The sequence below is a fragment of the Streptomyces sp. SID5464 genome (assembly GCF_009862985.1).
Taxonomy (GTDB): Bacteria; Actinomycetota; Actinomycetes; order Streptomycetales; family Streptomycetaceae; genus Streptomyces; species Streptomyces chartreusis_D.
The window spans coordinates 458123-475788 of sequence record NZ_WWIQ01000010.1 but is presented as its reverse complement, the minus strand read 5'-3'; the positions used below and the strand labels follow the sequence as shown (position 1 = coordinate 475788).

The window sequence follows — 17666 nt, the reverse complement described above, 5'->3', positions numbered from 1 at the left end:
CATCAAGAACGCAGACTTCCACGGGCCGTGGAGGCGGATCGTGCCGTTGAGGATCAGAGTCTCCTGCGGCAGCAGGGTCACGTTCTCGCGCAGGAACTCCAGGGGCCCGAATCGCAATTCACGCAGAACTTACGCGCGTGTCCGAAGTCAGCCATGCCAGCAGCTGCTCGGCGCCCTGCTTGGCTTCTGGGGCGTACCCGTCCCCATCGATCACGGCACGAAGCAGGCGCATGGCCTCCGGCCGAAACTCCGCGCCCAGGTCGACCAGGTCCTTGACGTCCCGGCCGCGATCCTCGGCGGTCGTCCACGGGCTGGTGATGAGGCCGGCGAGGACATCGGCGGCCGACGTCCGGTGCCTGCCGCCGACCGTGGCCATGAAGCGGGCCAGATCGCGGCGGTCGCGGGCGACGACCAGCCGGCCATGGGCGAATGCCCTGAAGACCTCCACGGCTTCGTCGGTGTACGGGCCACCGAGGCCGGCCAGTTCCTCCGCTGCGCGCACCCGGTCCCGGCGGGACGTCGAGCGGCGTCTGATGAGACCTTTCAGGATCCTGGCCGCAGCCGGCTCGTGCGTCTCCCCCAGCGCGGTCAGGAGCCCGGCCATCGCGATGCGGTCGCGGGCACGGGTCCACGGCCGTCCGGCCGCCCTGCGGACCGCTCGCGCGCTGTCATCGGCATACGGCTCACCCAGATCGACGAGGATGTCCTCGGCGAGGCTCCTGTTCCCACTGGTGGTCCAGTCCATCTCACCGGAACTACGCCGTGTGGCAATCGTGCGGACCACTCGAGCCACCTCTTCGGCCCGCTGACCGTCGACGCAGAGCAGGGCGCGGGCGGCCAGCAGCCGTTCCCTGCCGCTGGTCCGACGATCGGTGGCGAGAGCGAACAGGACCGCCGGATCCGTGGGTACATGGCTGCCACCGAGCGCCAACAACGCCCGCGCGGCGTTCCGCCGGTGCCTGCTGTCGCGGTCAGGACGGTTCAGGTCGGCCCGCAACCCGGTCACGATCAGGCCCAGCCAGGGTTCGCCGAGCGAGTGAAGCCGCTGTGCGACCTGCTCCCGCTGCTCCGCGTCCAGCCGGGGATCGCTCAGTCGGCGACGCAGGGCGGCTGCTGTCTCCCCGACCTGACCACCACGTGTTCCGCGCAGGGCCTTCAGCGCCTTCTCCGCGTCACCCGGCTCGACCTCACGGTCGGCCACCAGGTCCTGCCAGAGCGCCGGATCACTCACCGGCACCGGCACCTGGAGCTCGAGCAACGCGCGTGCCGCGATGAGGCGATCCTTCCGTGCGGTCCTGGTGTCCATGAGCCGGGACCGGATCCTCCGGACGGTCGTCTCCCGTTCCGCAGTACCGAGCTTCTGTAACGCCACCGCCGCCCCTGCCCTTTCACCGGGGCTGCTGTACCGGTCCACGAGCACGGAGTACAGCGCACACGCCACCTCGTCGGCGGCACCGCTTCCGGCCTCCGCCATGAGAGTCGCGGTGTGCAGGCGCAGCCCCGGGCTGGTCCGGCGGTCGTCCAGGATGCGCTGCCAAGCCGACCGCTGATCCCCCGGCGTTTCCTTCGGCGTACTGTCAACGATCTGCTGCGCCGCCCTGCGCGCCCATTTGCCGCTGCTGCGCGCTTCGAGGATGCGCTGCGCCCGATGCCGTGCCTCCTCCGCGTAGGTGCCGCCCAGCCGCGCCAGAAACCGCCCTGCGTAGGCGCGGTGGTGGGCATCCAGGGTGACGTCGTCCATGATCGCCCGGCAGGCCCGGGCGGCGTACTCCCTTTGCTGGGGGCGAAAGTGGGTCAGCTCCATCGCGGACAGTGTCCGTTCCAGTGGATCGACGTCCGGATCGGCGGCGATGCCCTGGAGCACCTGTGCGGCCTCATCGGCGTACGCCGAGCCGAGCGAGGCGAGCTGGTCGGCGGCGCGCCGGCGGAAATACGAAGGGCTGAGGGGATCGGACACCAGGTCCCGGATCACCTGAGCCGCGACCGGGCGGTGCCGCTCACCGAAGCGGGGCAGCGCCATGGCGGCGGAGAGGCGGCGGCTCCAGTCCAGCAGGGGGTCGCCTGCGATCTCGGTGAGGATGCGCGCGGCCTGAGCGGCGTGATCGTCACCGAGTTCCGCGAGGGTGGCGGCAGCCTGCTGCCGGTCGTAATCCTCGGCCCGCCGGTGCCTCAGGACGGCCTGGAGAACCGTTGCGGCCTCGTCCTCGTGCTCGGGGTGGGTGTCGAGCAGGGCGCTCGCCGCGTGCCGTAGGTCGAACATCCTCGCGTTCGGCGCTGCGGAGATCCGCACCAGGGCCTGCGCGGCATCCGCCGGACGGTGTGCCATCAGCGCCGTGGCAGCCTCCACCTGGTACGGGGCTCCGGCACGAAACGCCCGGTCATGGAGGTAGGCCTCGACCGCTGGGTGCCGAATGCCGGACAGCATCCTCCAGACGGCAGGGCCGGACCGCGCCTCGACGATCTCCAGGAACCGCTGATAGTGGGTGTCCTCGGCCGGGCACCGCCCCGCCAGCAGAGCGCCGGCCAGCTCCTGGCTTCCGTGCGCCTCCGTCAACAGCCATTCCAGCAACCGTCGTCCGCCGGCCCGGTGACGGTGGCAGTAGTGGACGAGCGCATCCCGGTGCAGCTCGCTGAGCGGATGGCCTGTGTGGCCCGACGCGGCCAGCAGGCTGGTACGCCAGGTCTCGTCCCGGAGATCGAAGGCCTCCGGAAGACCCGCGGCGAGCACTTCCGCGGCCAGATGCTCGGCGAACGTCGTGTGCAGGAACTCCACACCACTGCCTTCCCGCACGAGCAGCCCCGTTGCCAGGAGCGCGTCCATGACGGCGTTGGGCCAACCGTCGAGGGGCGGGACCGCACCGAATCGCCGGCCCTGCTCGTCCGTGCCGTGCTCCTCCCACCAGCGCAGCGCCGTCCACAGAAGGTCCTGGGCTCCGTCGGCGACCCGGGCGTGGGCGAGATGGAGTACCAGTTCCTCGAGATGCTCCCTGAGCCAGCCCACGGCACCCCGTGCGCGCGGCACACCGCCGGCGCGGGCCGTCAGCCGTCGCCACCCCTCCTCCGCCCGATCGCGCTTGGCAGTCAGCAACTGCATCCGGAACTGCTCGTACAGTGCCCAGCGGTGGTCCGGCAGCGGAGTTCCGGGCGCGTTCTCGAAGACGATGGCGGTGACGGTCGCCAGGAGTGGACTGCGCAGCAGATCGCTCAGTCCGCCCTCGTCCAGCTGTCGGAGGAAGTCCTCGGCCAGCTCCGGATGGCCGGAGTCCGTGAACCACGTGCGGGCGAACTCCTCCAGACGCGGCCGGCTGAAGGGATCCAGGCGGTAGGTGGGGAAACCGGCCTTCTTGAGCTCCTCCGTGGCCTCTGGGTCCGGGCGGGTGGTGACCAGCACGCACAGCGTGCCGGGCGCGTCGCTCCCGGCATGGTCGGCCAGGCGGTGGATGAACCGGCCGCGCTGGTCGTGATGCACCTCGTCCAGCGCGTCGACAAGGATCAGCCAGCGGGCTCCGGGCGGCAGCCGCGGCAGCGTGCCGTCTCCGGTGTCGAGACCGGTGGTACGCGCCACGGCGCTCTCAAGCGAGTGTCCGGTCTCAGCCAGCCGCGAGGCGGTGACCATGAGAGGGACGAGAGCACCGGATGCGCTCGGAGCCGTGCGGACGGCGCCACCCATGTCCAGAGCGCAGCTGTTCAGCAGCGTGGACTTCCCGACGCCCGGCCCGGCCTCGACGAGCAGATGGCCGCCTGTGCCACCGCCCAGCACCTCCGCCAGGACGTCCTCCAGCCGCTGCGGCGGCCCGGCCTCCCGCGTAGGGCTGGTCCCGGGCCCGGTCTCCGCGCTCTCCCGCCCCACCGCGCCCTCCGCCTCCCGCTCCTCCGGCCGGCTCAGCACCTGCCGGACGTACACGGCCGTCAGCCGACGAGGACGGCGGTCCTGCCGGAAGCGGTAGGGAAGCTCGTCCGCCTCCTCCCGCTGGCGGTCCAGCACCGCGTCGACGCCGGGCGGCAGCCAGTGCGGGGGGGAAGCGGCGGGAACGGTGACCTGCCGGGCCGGGAGGGGGGACGCCTCGACATCGTGCTCGGCGAGGACTCTCAGGAACTCGGGGTCCCGCAGGTCATCCAGGCCGGTTCCGGTCAGAACCCTGCGGTCACCGGTGGGTCGATGGCTGGTGACGACCCCGGCCAGCATCCCCTCCGACACGGTGAGGATGCCCGCTCCCGAGTAACCGGACCACGGCGATCCGCTGGTGGTGGACGGCCACGGATCGCTCGTACCGACCGCCATCTGTATCTGGTGAGCGGTGCGGTCCGATCCGAGCTGGATGGTTCCGTTCATCTGATGGCTCCGCGGCTGGGCCTCCTCCAGCGTGAACTGCGGGAAGCCGACCGCGTGCACCGCGATCTGTCCCATGTCACGCGGCAGTTCCGCGAACCGGACCGGTGGCAGCGAGTCCCGCTCCGCGTCCAGCACCAGAAGCGCGAGGTCACGACCGGGGTGCGGCACCACTGTCCGGACCACGGCACGGCGAGCCGACGCCACGGTCCGTACCTCGTACCGCCTGGTTCCGTCCCGTACCGCGTGTGCGGCGGTGATCGCCAGGTCACCCACCAGCAGGAAGCCGGACCCCATCAACCGCGGCTGCGAGTCGTCTCCCGTACCGACGACCTGTGCGACCCGCTCGAACCGGCCCGTCATGCCCAGTGCCCGTCAGCCCGTCGGTGCCTCAGTCCGGCAGGGGTACGGGGGCCGCCCCGTCCACGCCGGTGAGCACCCGGCCACCGTCGGATGTCTCCGCTTTCAGCTGGAGCGACACAGTATGCGTGGTAGACGTGCTCCCGGACGCCTTTCCGTCCGCAGACAGGACCCAGAACTTCACCCCGCCGCCGCCCTCCCGGGCCTGGGTGACCGTCACCTGCAGATCCAGGTTGACGTTCTCCACGTGCAGCCGGACAGGCTGCCCCTCTGCCTGGAGCGTGGCCTCGGCCAGCTCGTCCCGCAGCGCCTTCAGCGCGTCCGCGAGTCTGATCTCCATGGTCGCCTCCCCCGCCGGGCCGCTGCCCAGACACTCCTGCTGTCGCTGTCAGGCATGGTAAGTGCCCTGTAGGACAGGGGGATCGGATTCCGCGTCGTCACCGCCCCAACGTCAGCCCCGAGCCCGACACCCGCACCCGGATGCCGTCCTCCTCCACCCGTACGTCGTCCAGCCGTACGTCCCCCTGCTCCGGCTTCGGCAGTTCGAACGCCAGGGCCAGCCGGTCGGCAAGGACCGGGCGGGTCAGGCCGGACAGCTCGTCGAGGAGGTTGGGGTCCAGGCCGAGGCGGCGGAGCACGTCGGGGTTGTCCAGGGCCAGGTCGATGAGGTTGAGGCGCTCGGCCTGGCGGGCGAAGCGCGGGGAGCCGGTCAGCTCGGCGAGCTTGCCGTCGTCGGCCAGGGCGTCACGCACGGTCGCCTCGGGCACGCCCATCCGCTGCACGATGGCCGGGACCGAGAGCAGCGCCCGGGCCTTGCGGGTCTCCCGGGCGAGGTCGGCGGTCCCCTTGGGCGTCAGGTGCAGGCCCTCCGAGGCGCGGGTGCCGGGGCGGTAGGTGGCCAGGTCCCCGATGTCGAGCCGCATGCCGCCGATCTCCGTGGCGATGCCGCGCTCGCCCTGCCGCTGGATCCGGGCCTCGGCGCGCAGCCGCAGGTCGTGCCCGGCGACGGGCAGGGTGCCGTTCGCCCGGACGCGGTCGCGGCCCTCGCCGGTGAACGTCACCTGGGAGGCGCCGAGTTCGCGGTTGAGGTCCTCGAAGGACAGCAGGACGTCCCCGTCGAACCGGGGGACGTGGGCGCCGCGCACGGAGGTGAGGCCGTCGGCGTCCAGCCGGATGTCGTGCGCCGTGGCCGACACCTTCGCCAGGGAGACCCGGTCGGCGGCGACGTCCGGGACGGTCACCTTCACCGACTCCAGGCGCTTGTCGGCGAGTTGGGTGAGGAAGGGGAACCCGCCGATCTCCACCTCGGGCGCCGCCGCGAGGTCGAGCCGGTCCTTGAGCGTGTCGGCGGCCCGGTGCTCGGCGTACAGCACGGCCCAGCGGTCCGCGAGGGCGACGAAGGCGGCGAGCACGACCAGTCCGACCACCGCCTTCACCGCGAGCGGCAGCCCGGCGAAACGATTCCGCCGACGCCTGCCGCCACGCCGGTGGTCGGGCGGCGACCACTCCGGTTCCACCTCGTCCCGCCGCGCGGCCTCCTCACCGAGGAAGTCCTCCAGAGGGGTCTCCTCCAGCGGGCCGTCGTCGAGTGCGCCGAGTTCCTCGTAGGGGTTGCGGGGCTGCTCAGAGCGGTCGTGGGGGTGTTGCGTGTCCATGCGGTGGGGGGTGCGCATCGTCTCATCCGACCATGCGCACCGCCCCTGCCCGCAACCTGAACCCCCGCTATGCGATCGATGTCACGGACACCGGTGCGTCGGAGACGAAGCGCTCCACCCCTGGGCGCGGTGTCCGGGTGCTCGGCGAAGAACTCGGTCACCCGGCGGCCGTGCGTGTCAGGCCAGGGTGACCGGTTGCCGACGGCGGGTCCCTCATCGTGCCGCAACGGCTCTGACCTGGGCAGGCATTCAACCGAAACGACGACGGGGCCGGTGACACGCACCGGCCCCGTGCGGAGCTCCCCGGCGGGGAGCCCCGGTGGCCTACTGGACGATCGCGATACGGTCCGCCTTCGGCGGGGCCAGCGGGTTCGCGGCCGACGAGTTGGCCGTCAGGTACTGCTCCAGCGCGGTCAGGTCGTCGGCGCCGACGACGTCGTTCGTGCCCTGGCCGAGCGTGGGGAAGCCGTCGCCGCCGCCCGCGAGGAAGCTGTTCGTCGCGACGCGGTAGGTGGCCGCCGGGTCGATGGCCTGGCCGTTCAGCTTGACCGAGTCCGTGACCACGCGGTCGGCGCCGGACTTGGTGAGGTCCAGCGTGTAGGTGAGGCCGGACGACACCTGGAGGACCTTGGGCGCCGCCGCGTTCGGGCCGGACACCTGCTCCTTGAGCACCTGGATCAGCTGGGCGCCCGTGAAGTCCTGGAGGTTCACCGTGTTGGCGAACGGCTGGACCGTGAAGCCCTCGGCGTAGGTCACGACACCGTCGCCCTCACCGGCCTTGGCCGTGTAGGTCAGCGGTGCCCTGATGCCGCCGGGGTTCATCAGCGCCAGGTCGGTCTCCGGGTCGAGCTGCTTGCCGTGGGCGAGCTGGGCGTCGGCGATGAGGTCGCCGAGCGGGGACTCGGTGCCGGTGTTGCCGATGTCGCCGGAGATGTAGCCGATCGCGCGGTTGCCGATCGGGGCCGCCAGGGTGTTCCACTTGCTGATCAGCTCGGTCATGTCGGGCGCCTTGGGGACGTCCCGGGTGACCACGTGGTTCGCGGACTTCACGGCCGTACGGGCGATGTCGCCGGTCTTCCGGTCGTACGTCAGCGTGGTGTCGGTGTAGAGGCGGCCGAAGGACGCGGCCGAGGTGACCATGCGGGGCTTGCCCGCCGGGTCGTCGATCGTGCACACGTACGCGTTGTGCGTGTGGCCGGTGACGAGCGCGTCCACCTGCGGCGTGACGTTCTTGGCGATGTCGACGATCGGGCCGGAGATGCCGTCGCCCGCGCCCGGGGAGTCGCAGTCGTAGTTGTACGACGTCGACGCCGGGAAGCCGCCCTCGTGGATGAGGGCCACGATCGACTTCACGCCCTGCTTCTGGAGCACCTTGGCGTACTTGTTGATCGTCTCGACCTCGTCCTTGAAGGCCAGGCCCTTGACGCCCTCGGCGGAGACGATGTCCGGGGTGCCCTCCAGGGTCACGCCGATGAAGCCGACCTTGACGCCGTTCTTCTTCCACACCCAGTAGGGCTTGAGGAGCGGCTTCTGCGTCTTCTCGTCGAGGACGTTGGCGGCCAGGTAGGGGAAGTCGGCGCCCTGGAACTCCTCGTCCGCGTAGCAGCCGTCCTCGGGGTGGCAGCCGCCGTTCTGCAGGCGGGCCAGCTCCTTGGCGCCCTCGTCGAACTCGTGGTTGCCGACGGAGGTGACGTCGAGGTCGAGCTTGTTCAGCGCCTCGATGGTCGGCTCGTCGTGGAAGAGCCCGGAGATCAGCGGGGAGGCGCCGACCATGTCGCCGCCGGCCGCGGTGATGGAGTACTTCTCGCCCTCGCGGGCCTGACGCAGATGGGTGGCGAGGTACTCGACACCGCCCGCGTCGATGGTCTTCGTCGTGCCGTCGTGCTGGCGCTCGGTGACCCGGCCGGAGGAACCGGCGGGCGGCTCCAGGTTGCCGTGCAGGTCGTTGAAGGACAGCAACTGGACGTCCTGGTAGCGGCCCGGCCAGTGGCCGCCCCCGCCGTGGTTCTCGCCGGCCGACGCCGACCCGGGCACCGTCGCCGCGGCCAGCGCGCCGACGGTGGCGACACCGGCGGCGAGAGCGACGAGACGGTTCGTACGACGTCTGCGGCGCTCCTGGTGCGCCGGTGCCGGTGAAGTGGCTGGCATACGCCCCCCCCTGTGGGTCTGCTGGGACAGTGATGTCGTCCGGCGCAGCCTAGAGTCAACGCGCGTAGCGCGACAGAGCTTTCGTGGTTACATCCTGGTTGCTTCTTGCCGCCGATTTGCCGGTGGTCCCCCGTACCCTCGTACGCATGACCAGCGATGACACCGCCCGGCCCGGCCGCACCCGCTCGATCGACACGTATGCCGCCCTCTCCGCGGAGCAGACCGAGGCCGTCCTCGCACTGCTCGCCGAGGCCGCCCGCACCGACGGGCAGCAGGCGGTGTCCGAACAGGGCCGGTTGCAGTTGCGCGGGGGAGAACGCGCGGGCGTCGCCCATCTGCTGCTCACCGTCGACGGCGAACTCGTCGGGTACGCCCAGCTGGAGGACACCGATCCGGTGGAGCCGCCGGCCGCCGAGCTGGTCGTGCACCCCGGGCACCGGGGCCAGGGGCACGGGCGGGCACTGGGCTCCGCGCTGCTGGCCGCGTCCGGCAAGCGGCTGCGGGTGTGGGCGCACGGCGGCCACTCCGCCGCCCGGCACCTCGCGCAGGTCCTCGGCCTGACGCTGTTCCGCGAACTGCGCCAGATGCGGCGTCCGTTGGCCGACTTCGACGCGCCCGAGCCGGTCCTCCCCGAGGGCGTCACCGTCCGCACCTTCGTCCCCGGCCGGGACGACGCGGCCTGGCTCGCCGTCAACGCCGCCGCCTTCGCCCACCACCCCGAGCAGGGCTCACTCACCCAGCGGGACCTCGACGACCGCAAGGCCGAGCCGTGGTTCGATCCCGCGGGGTTCTTCCTGGCCTTCCGCGGCGACGAGCTCATCGGCTTCCACTGGACCAAGATCCACGCCGGGGAGGGCCTGGGCGAGGTGTACGTCCTCGGCGTCGCCCCCGGCGCCCAGGGCGGCGGCCTCGGCAAGTCCCTCACGACGATCGGCCTGCGGCACCTGGCGGGCCGGGGGGTGCCGACCGCGATGCTGTACGTCGACGCCGACAACACGGCCGCGGTGTCGGTGTACGAGCGGCTGGGGTTCGTCACGCACGAGGTGGATCTGATGTACCGGACGGAGACGTGACGACCGGTCCCGGCGGGCGTCGGCGTCAGCCCACCGTGGTTCCGATGTCTCGATACCGCATCCGTCCTATTCGGCGGCGAAGGCCGGACTGTCCGGCGGAGGCGTAGCCGCCCCCGGCAGCCGCACCGTCGCCACCGTGCCGCCGCCCTCGGCGCGGGACAGCGACACCTCGCCGCCCGCCTGCTGCACCGTGCGCGCCACGATCGACAGGCCGAGGCCCGAACCGGGCAGCGCTCGCGCGCTCGGGGAGCGCCAGAAGCGGTCGAAGACGTGGGGGAGTTCGTCGGCGGGAATGCCCGGGCCGTGGTCGCGGACCGTCAGGACGCCCTCGGACAGGCGCACCTCGATCGTGCCGGCCTCCGGGCTGAACTTCACGGCGTTGTCGAGGACGTTGACCACCGCCCGTTCCAGGGCCGAGGGTTCCGCCCGGACGAACCAGGGCTGGACGTCCGCCGTGATCGTCAGTTCCGGGCCGCGCAGCCGTGCCCGCCGCAGCGCCGAGTCGACGATGTCGTGCCAGGCGATGATCTGAGTGCGGCCCGAGTGCTGGCCCGTGTCCGGTCGGGACAGCTCCTGCAGGTCGCCGATGAGCGCGGCCAGCTCCGTCATCTGCGCCTTCACCGAGGCGAGGAGCGCCTTGCGGTCGGCCTCGGGGATGGGGCGGCCCGTCTCCTCGCTGCGGGTGAGCAGCTCGATGTTGGTGCGCAGCGAGGTGAGCGGCGTGCGGAGTTCGTGGCCGGCGTCCGCGATGAGCTGTTGCTGGAGCTCGCGGGAGCTGGCCAGCGCGGAGGTCATCGAGTTGAACGAGTGGGAGAGCCGGGCCACCTCGTCCTCGCTGTCCTCGTCCACCGGGATGCGGATGCCCAGGTCTTCCGTGCGGGCCACGTGCTCGACGGCCTCGGTGAGTTTGTCGATGGGGCGCAGTCCGGCTCGGGCGACCGCCAGTCCGGCGGCTCCGGCGCCCAGGACCCCCACGCCCGAGACCAGCAGCAGGATCAGCGCGAGATCGTTGAGTGTGCCCTGGGTGTTCTTCAGGGGCAAGGCGAGGATCAGCGCGGCGTTGGGCGCGTCGGGCTGCTCGGACGCCAGCCGCAGGGTCATCACGCGCAGGGCGTTGCCGTGCTCGTCGGTGCCGTTTCGGACGATGCCGCGCCCGATGGGGGAGTTCTTGATCACGTCCCGGTCGGCCTCGGTGACCTTGACCAGGCCCACGGAGCTGGAGTGGACGCAGATGTCCCCGTCCGCCTTGACGACCTCGAAGTAGGAGCTGTTCCGGAAGCTGTTGCCGCCCTGCGGGGTCTGCGTGCAGGTGTCCACCGCCTGCTGGATGGCGATGTTCTGTCCCGGCTTCTGAAGCATCTTCTCCAGGTCTTCGTCCACCTGGTCGTACAGCTTCCCCTGCACGATGAACCAGCACGTCACGGAGACCGCCGCCACCGCGAACGCCACCGCCGCCGCCACCAGCAGCGCCAGTCGGGACCGGATCGGCAGCGAGCGGAACCGGCGCACCACCTTGTTCACTCCGCGCCGCCCTGCCGCAACACGTAGCCCACACCCCGCACCGTGTGCACGAGGCGCGGCTCGCCGCCCGCCTCGGTCTTGCGGCGCAGGTACATCACGTACACGTCGAGGGAGTTCGACGACGGCTCGAAGTCGAAGCCCCAGACCGCCTTCAGGATCTGCTCCCGGGTGAGGACCTGGCGCGGGTGCGCCATGAACATCTCCAGCAGCGTGAACTCCGTGCGGGTCAGCTCCACCTGGCGGCCGCCGCGCGTGACCTCGCGCGTCGCGAGGTCCATGCGCAGGTCGGCGAAGGCGAGGACGTCCTCGTCGTCGGGAGAGCCCGCGCCGACGGCCGCCGCGTAGGAGCTGCGGCGGAGCAGCGCGCGGATGCGGGCGAAGAGTTCGTCCAGTTCGAAGGGCTTGACCAGGTAGTCGTCGGCGCCCGCGTCGAGGCCCGTGACCCGGTCGCCGACCGTGTCACGGGCCGTGAGCATGAGGATCGGGGTCGTGTCGCCGGTGCCGCGGATGCGGCGCGCCGCCGTCAGGCCGTCCATGCGGGGCATCTGGATGTCCAGGACGACCAGGTCGGGCCGGTACGCCGCCGCCTTCTCCAGCGCGTCCGCGCCGTCCACGGCGACCTCGGTCTCGTACCCCTCGAAGGCGAGGCTGCGCTGGAGTGCTTCGCGCACCGCCGGCTCGTCGTCGACGATCAGGATGCGCTGGGGGTCACGGTCGCCGTCTGCGGGGCTCATGGGTCGGGGTCCTCGGGTGTGGTGTGACGGGGGCGGGGTGTCGCTGACGCTCTCAGCCTCGCATGCCGGCGAGGCGGGCCGGGAGCAGGATCAGCCCCGTACCTTGCGGCGCCGGGCGGCGGCCCGGCGTGCGGCGGCCCTGCCGGCGGGCCGGGCCTTGGCCGACGCCACCTCGGGCGCCCGGCCCGTCGGCGCGTGCAGTGCGTACGCCACCGCCAGGGCCAGCCCGACCCCTGCCGGGTCCCAGCCCGGCTCCTCGTGCGCGACCTGCTCGATCATCGCCGTACTCCTCACTCGGGAACTCAGTCCGTGGAACCGGCCCGCAGCTTGGCGAGGTCGGCCTTGACGGTGTTGATCGGGATGGCGAAGCCCAGGCCGACGCTGCCGGCGTCGGAGGACGAGGAGGCGGCGCCCGTCGGCGAGTACATCGCGGAGTTGATCCCGATGATGTTGCCGTTCATGTCGATCAGCGCGCCCCCGGAGTTGCCCGGGTTGAGGGACGCGTCGGTCTGGAGCGCCTTGTACGTCGTGGTGTCCGAGCCGGTGTCGCCGTTGAACTGCCGCCCGCCGAACTCGAACGGCCAGCCGTCGCCCTGCTGGAACTGCTGCTGGCCCTGGTCCTCCTCCGTCGGGACCGTGACGTCACGGTCGAGGGCGGAGATGATGCCGCTGGTGACCGTGCCGGACAGGCCCTCGGGGGAGCCGATCGCCACGACCTCGTCGCCGACCTGCACCCCGGAGGAGTCGCCGAGCGTCGCCGCCTTCAGGCCGGAGGCGTTCTCCAGCTTGATCAGCGCCAGGTCCTTCTTGCTGTCGGTGCCGACGACCTTGGCGGAGTACGACTTGCCGTCGCTGGTCGTCACCTTGATCTGCGAGGCGCCGGCGACGACGTGGTTGTTCGTGATGATCTCGCCGCCGCTCGTGATGATCACGCCGGAGCCGGTGGCGGAACCGGCGTTGGAGTCGGCGCTGATCTCGACGATGCTGGGGCTGACCGCCTTGGCGACCCCGGCGACCGTGCCCTTCTGGGCGGACGGCACCACGTTGGTGCTGGTGGAGCTGGAGGTGACGGTGTCGTTGCCCGTCAGCTCCTGTATGCCGTAGGCCGTGCCGCCGCCGATCGCCGCGGCGACGATCGCCACGGCGGCGAGCAGGGCGACCGGGCCACGCTTGCGCTTCTTCGGAGCGGGTGCCGGGGCGTACGCCGGCGGAGGCGGCCACTCGGGGTTCACCGGGGCCTGCTGCTGACCCTCGTAAGGGTTCTCGTACTCGCCACTGCGGTGGAAGCTCTCGGTCATGTCTCAGAGCTTGGATCCCGACCATGAGAGCTTCCTGAGTGCACCCTGAGAAGCCCGACAGAACCTCGTATGCCCGATATAAAGGCGCCTCGGCCGGGCGCACAAAGGCGCCCGGAAAGGGCTAGGCGCAGCCGCAGGAGTGCCGAACCACCAGCCGCGACGGGAACACCTTCAGCCGCTCCCGGCGGGCCCCCGCCACGCGCAGCCCGTCGTCGAGGACGAGGTCCACCGCCGCCCGGGCCATGGCCGGACGGTCCGAGGCGATCGTCGTCAGGGGCGGGTCCGTCAGTGCCGCTTCCTTGATGTCGTCGAAGCCGGCCACCGCCAGCTCGCCGGGCACGTCGATCCGCAGTTCCCGAGCGGCCCGCAGCAGGCCGATCGCCTGGTCGTCGGTGGAGCAGAAGATCGCGGGCGGGCGCTCGGGGCCGGAGAGGATCTTCAGGGCTGCCTGGTAGGCGTCGTAGCGGTTGTAGAGGGCCTCGAAGAGGCGGCCCTCCGTGGAGATCCCCGCCTCGTCCATCGCCCGCCGCCAGCCCTCGACGTGGTCGGAGACCGGGTCGCCGACCGCAGGGGTCTCGGCTATGCCGCCCATACAGGCGACGTACTCGTAACCGTGCTCCAGCAGGTGCCGTACGGCGAGCTGGGCGCCGCCCAGGTCGTCCGTGACGACGGCGACGTCGTCGATGGCCTCGGGCCGCTCGTGCAGCAGCACGACGCGGGCGTCCCAGGCCTCGATCTCTGCGGCGGCCAGGTCGTTGAGCGCGTGGCTGACGAGGATCAGGCCCGAGACCCGCATGCCCAGGAAGGCCCGCAGGTAGTGGACCTCACGCTCACCCACGTAGTCCGTGTTGCCGACGAGCACCATCTTTCCGCGCTCGGAGGCGGCCTGCTCGACCGCGTGCGCCATCTCCCCGAAGAAGGGCTGGCGCGCGTCCGGGATGATCAGGCCTATGAGGTCCGTACGCCGGGACGCCATCGCCTGCGCGACCCGGTCGGGCCGGTACCCCAGCTCCTTGATCGCGGCGAGGACACGCTCGCGCGTGGCCGGGGCGACCGGCCGGGGTCCGTTGTTGATGACATAACTGACCACGGCAGTGGAAGTCCCTGCCAGCCGCGCCACATCATCCCGAGTCACCTTGGCCACGCGCGGAGTCTACGCGGATATACCCGCTCTGGGCAGGGCGTAAAGGAGCTTCCGTACGATTTACGCCTTGCTGTGCGACTCGGCGGCGTCCAGAGCGGCCGACTCGTCCGCGTTGTCCGGCTTTTCCTTGGCCGCCTTGGCCTTCGCCTCCTCGGCGGCGCGCTCCACCTTCTCCGGCGTGACGAATCGATAACCGACGTTCCGGACGGTGCCGATCAGCGACTCGTGCTCGGGGCCGAGCTTGGCGCGCAGCCGCCGTACGTGCACGTCGACCGTGCGCGTACCGCCGAAGTAGTCGTAGCCCCAGACCTCCTGGAGCAGCTGGGCGCGCGTGAAGACGCGGCCGGGGTGCTGCGCGAGGTACTTCAGGAGCTCGAACTCCTTGAAGGTGAGGTCGAGGACGCGGCCCTTGAGCTTGGCGGAGTACGTCGCCTCGTCGACCGACAGGTCGCCGTTGCGGATCTCCATCGGGGAGTCGTCGCTGACGATCTGCTGCCGTCCCATGGCCAGCCGCAGCCGCGCCTCGACCTCCGCGGGCCCGGCGGTGTCGAGCAGGACGTCGTCGATGCCCCAGTCGGCGGTGACGGCGGCGAGACCGCCCTCCGTGACGACGAGGACGAGCGGGCAGCCGGGCCCGGTCGAGCGCAGCAGCTGGCACAGGCTGCGGACCTGCGGCAGATCGCGGCGGCCGTCGACGAGGATGACGTCGGCGCCGGGGGTGTCGACGAGGGCGGGGCCCTCCGCCGGGGCCACTCGCACGTTGTGCAGGAGCAGTCCGAGGGCGGGGAGCACCTCCGTCGACGGCTGGAGGGCGTTGGTCAGGAGCAGCAGAGAACTCATACGTCTGGTTCCTCCTCGGTCCCTGCGAGGACGTTTGTTGGCACAGCACAGCTCTGCGATCCCGAAGGCCCCGTACACCTGCGGTTTCCCGCGTCGTATACAACGCTTCCGAAAGCACAAAAGGACCCGGGGGCTACGCTGCCCGAGTCCTCTGCCCAGCAGAATAGCCCACATGAGCTCTGGTCCGGCAGGTCATGTGGCGCGTTCCACCGTTCGTCCGCACTCCGAGACGACCCGGGGAACGCATGTGCGGGCGCAATTGCGGACCTTTCTGCGCACGTCCGACGGTGTGACCATCGACGCCGTATACGACCCGGGTGCCGTCGTATACGACACCTCTCGGTCGCCTGCCGCTCACCCCGTGTTCGTCGTCGCCCACGGCTTCACCGGGGCCGTGGACCGGCCGCACGTCCGCCGGGTCGCGCGGGCCTTCGCCCGGTACGGGGCCGTCGTCACGTTCTCCTTCCGGGGCCACGGGGCCTCCGGCGGGCGGTCGACGGTCGGGGACCGGGAGGTGCTGGACCTGGCGGCGGCGGTGCGGTGGGCCCGGGAGCTCGGGCACGCGCGCGTGGGGACGGTGGGGTTCTCCATGGGCGGCTCGGTGGTGCTGCGGCACGGGGCGCTGTACCCGCGGCAGACCGACGCGGTGGTGTCGGTGAGCGCGCCGGCCCGGTGGTACTACCGGGGGACCGCCCCCATGCGCCGGCTGCACTGGCTGGTGACGCGGCCGGAGGGCCGCGTGGTGAGCCGCTACGGATTCCGTACCCGCATCCACCACCGGGACTGGGACCCGGTCCCCCTCTCCCCGGTGGAGGCCGTGCCGAGGATCGCGCCCACGCCCCTGCTGATCGTGCACGGCGACGCCGACGGCTACTTCCCCGTCGACCATCCCCGCATGCTGGCCGCGGCGGCGGCTGACCAGGGCGAACTGTGGCTGGAGCCGGGCATGGGGCATGCCGAGCACGCGGCGAGTGACGAACTGCTGGGCCGGATCGGGGAGTGGGTGGTGGGCCGGGCGGGCTAGCCTGACGGGGTTCACCGACAAGCAATCGAGGAAGCAGATGCCAAAGGTCACGGTGCGCTACTGGGCCGCCGCCAAGGCCGCGGCCGGGGTGGCCGAGGAGCCGTACGAGGCGGCCACGCTCGCCGAGGCGCTCGACGGGGTGCGTGAGCGGCACCCCGGCGAACTCGAGCGCGTGCTGCGGCGATGCTCGTTCCTCGTGGACGGTGACCCCGTGGGCACCCGCGGACATGAGACGGTACGGCTGGCCGACGGCGGCACGGTCGAGGTGCTCCCGCCGTTCGCAGGAGGGTGACCATGACCAATCAGCCCAACCAGCCGTACGACGGCTACGACCCCTACTGGCAGCAGGGGTACCAGCAAGGGCACCAGGGGTACGACGATCCGTACGCCGCCCAGCAGTACACGCAGCAGTGGCAGGGGCAGACCTGGGAGACGCAGACGCAGTCGCCGGTGTCCGCGCCGGTGACGGCGGCGGAGGAGACGGCGTATCTGCCGCCGCAGGGATACGGGACTCCCAGTGAGGCGGTTCCTGCTGCTGCGCCCGCTTCGCCTCCCGCTCCCGCTGCCGAGTACGGCCCGGCCACCGTCGCCGGGAACGCGCGCGTCACGGACGCGCAGCGGGCGCGGGCGGAAGGACGGTCGCCGATCATCGAGCCCGGGGTGCAGCCGGCCGCGCTGACGGCGCTGCTGGGGCTGTTGCTGGCGGGCGCGGCGGCGGTCGGCACGTATGCGCTCCTGGTGCCGCTCGTCGTCCTCCAGGCCGTCACTGCGGCGGGCTGGTTCCGGCTGAACGGGATGTGGCCGGCCCGGCAGGGCATCGCACTGGGCTTCGCGGGCGCGCTGGCCGCGGACGCGGCGCTGCTGGCGTCGGACGGCTCGCCCTCGGCGATCCTGGGCACGCTCGGGGTGTGGGTGCTGCTGGCGCTGGTGCTCCAGCTGCGGTCGCACGCCGACCCGGACGAGCGGATGTACGGCCTGATGGCGACGGTCGCGGCGTCGGCGCTGGCGATCGTGGCGGGCGGGTACCTCGCGGCCGAGGCGGACGCGGTGACCGTGGGCGCGATCGCGGTGGCGGTCGCGGTCCTGGCCCGTGCCCTGCCGCTGCCGACCCCGGTGTCCGTGGTGGTCGCGCTGCTCGCGGCGGCGGGCGGCGGCGTCGCGGGCGGCTCGCTGACGGGCCTGGGCACGTCGGGCGCCCTCCTGGGCGTGGGCGCGGCGGCCTGCGGCCTGATCGGCCACCGAGTCGCCGGCTACGACTACCCGTCCCGCTTCGTCCACTTCACCGCAGGCGTGGCCCTGCCCCTGTCGGCGGCGGCCCCGGCGGTCTACGTACTCGGTCGGGCCCTGGTCTAGCGCTTAGGCGGCGGTGGTGTTTGGGTCGCGTGCGCGGGCTGCCCCAGCTGCCGGCAGTCGTGCCGCTGGGGCGGCACGGGTGGGCGATGGGGGGCCACCGCTGCGGGCAGTCGTGCCGCTTGCTGCCACCGCTGCGGGCAGTCGTGCCGCTTGCTGCCACCGCTGCGGGCAGTCGTGCCGCTTGCT

Annotated in this window: 14 protein-coding genes; 4 read left to right on the top strand and 10 right to left on the bottom strand. The window is 71.7% G+C overall.

Annotated elements, in window-relative coordinates; all coding sequences use genetic code 11:
* Positions 1-118: 118 nt before the first annotated feature.
* From GTY47_RS12265 to GTY47_RS12250, 4 genes are all read right to left on the bottom strand, one after another.
* Complete coding sequence (locus GTY47_RS12265) at positions 119-4693, bottom strand: serine protease (RefSeq protein ID WP_010036235.1); 4575 nt, start codon at positions 4691-4693, stop codon at positions 119-121.
* Positions 4694-4721: 28 nt separating this feature from the next.
* Positions 4722-5030, bottom strand: coding sequence for a trypco2 family protein (locus GTY47_RS12260; RefSeq protein WP_010036233.1), 309 nt, complete (start codon positions 5028-5030; stop codon positions 4722-4724).
* A 97-nt stretch (positions 5031-5127) separates the two neighbouring features.
* Positions 5128-6363, bottom strand: a complete 1236-nt coding sequence (locus GTY47_RS12255; RefSeq protein ID WP_010036231.1) for a DUF2993 domain-containing protein — start codon at positions 6361-6363, stop codon at positions 5128-5130.
* Between the two features lie 306 nt (positions 6364-6669).
* Positions 6670-8493, bottom strand: coding sequence for a bifunctional metallophosphatase/5'-nucleotidase (locus GTY47_RS12250; protein ID WP_010036227.1), 1824 nt, complete (start codon positions 8491-8493; stop codon positions 6670-6672).
* Positions 8494-8639: 146 nt separating this feature from the next.
* Here GTY47_RS12250 and mshD point away from each other — a divergent pair, with 146 nt between their 5' ends.
* Positions 8640-9566 carry a mycothiol synthase gene (gene mshD / locus GTY47_RS12245; RefSeq protein WP_010036225.1) on the top strand — a complete coding sequence of 309 codons (927 nt, stop codon included), beginning with the start codon at positions 8640-8642 and terminating at the stop codon, positions 9564-9566.
* Positions 9567-9632: 66 nt separating this feature from the next.
* Here mshD and GTY47_RS12240 read toward each other — a convergent pair whose 3' ends face one another.
* The 6 genes from GTY47_RS12240 to GTY47_RS12215 form a co-directional block, all read right to left on the bottom strand.
* The gene (locus GTY47_RS12240) at positions 9633-11087 is read right to left on the bottom strand and encodes a HAMP domain-containing sensor histidine kinase (RefSeq protein WP_010036224.1); all 1455 of its coding nucleotides are present in this window, start codon (positions 11085-11087) and stop codon (positions 9633-9635) included.
* The gene (locus GTY47_RS12235) at positions 11084-11821 is read right to left on the bottom strand and encodes a response regulator transcription factor (RefSeq protein WP_010036223.1); all 738 of its coding nucleotides are present in this window, start codon (positions 11819-11821) and stop codon (positions 11084-11086) included. The genes GTY47_RS12240 and GTY47_RS12235 overlap by 4 nt, the downstream gene beginning before the upstream one ends.
* Before the next feature lie 90 nt (positions 11822-11911).
* Positions 11912-12100, bottom strand: a complete 189-nt coding sequence (locus GTY47_RS12230; protein ID WP_010036222.1) for a hypothetical protein — start codon at positions 12098-12100, stop codon at positions 11912-11914.
* A gap of 23 nt (positions 12101-12123) precedes the next feature.
* The gene (locus tag GTY47_RS12225; RefSeq protein ID WP_010036221.1) at positions 12124-13119 is read right to left on the bottom strand and encodes a trypsin-like peptidase domain-containing protein; all 996 of its coding nucleotides are present in this window, start codon (positions 13117-13119) and stop codon (positions 12124-12126) included.
* A 121-nt stretch (positions 13120-13240) separates the two neighbouring features.
* Complete coding sequence (locus GTY47_RS12220) at positions 13241-14263, bottom strand: LacI family DNA-binding transcriptional regulator (protein WP_010036219.1); 1023 nt, start codon at positions 14261-14263, stop codon at positions 13241-13243.
* Positions 14264-14323: 60 nt separating this feature from the next.
* Positions 14324-15103 (bottom strand): response regulator transcription factor, encoded by a 780-nt coding sequence (locus GTY47_RS12215; RefSeq protein ID WP_010036217.1) that lies wholly within the window; start codon positions 15101-15103, stop codon positions 14324-14326.
* A 172-nt stretch (positions 15104-15275) separates the two neighbouring features.
* On the opposite strand from GTY47_RS12215, the gene GTY47_RS12210 reads away from it, so the two are divergent.
* From GTY47_RS12210 to GTY47_RS12200, 3 genes are read left to right on the top strand one after another with little or no spacing between them, the layout of a single operon-like run.
* Entirely contained in the window at positions 15276-16127 is an 852-nt protein-coding gene (locus tag GTY47_RS12210) for an alpha/beta fold hydrolase (RefSeq protein WP_029180926.1), read from the top strand.
* Positions 16128-16164: 37 nt separating this feature from the next.
* The gene (locus tag GTY47_RS12205) at positions 16165-16419 is read left to right on the top strand and encodes a MoaD/ThiS family protein (RefSeq protein ID WP_010036212.1); all 255 of its coding nucleotides are present in this window, start codon (positions 16165-16167) and stop codon (positions 16417-16419) included.
* Between the two features lie 2 nt (positions 16420-16421).
* Entirely contained in the window at positions 16422-17480 is a 1059-nt protein-coding gene (locus GTY47_RS12200) for a hypothetical protein (protein WP_010036210.1), read from the top strand.
* The last annotated feature ends 186 nt before the right edge of the window (positions 17481-17666 follow it).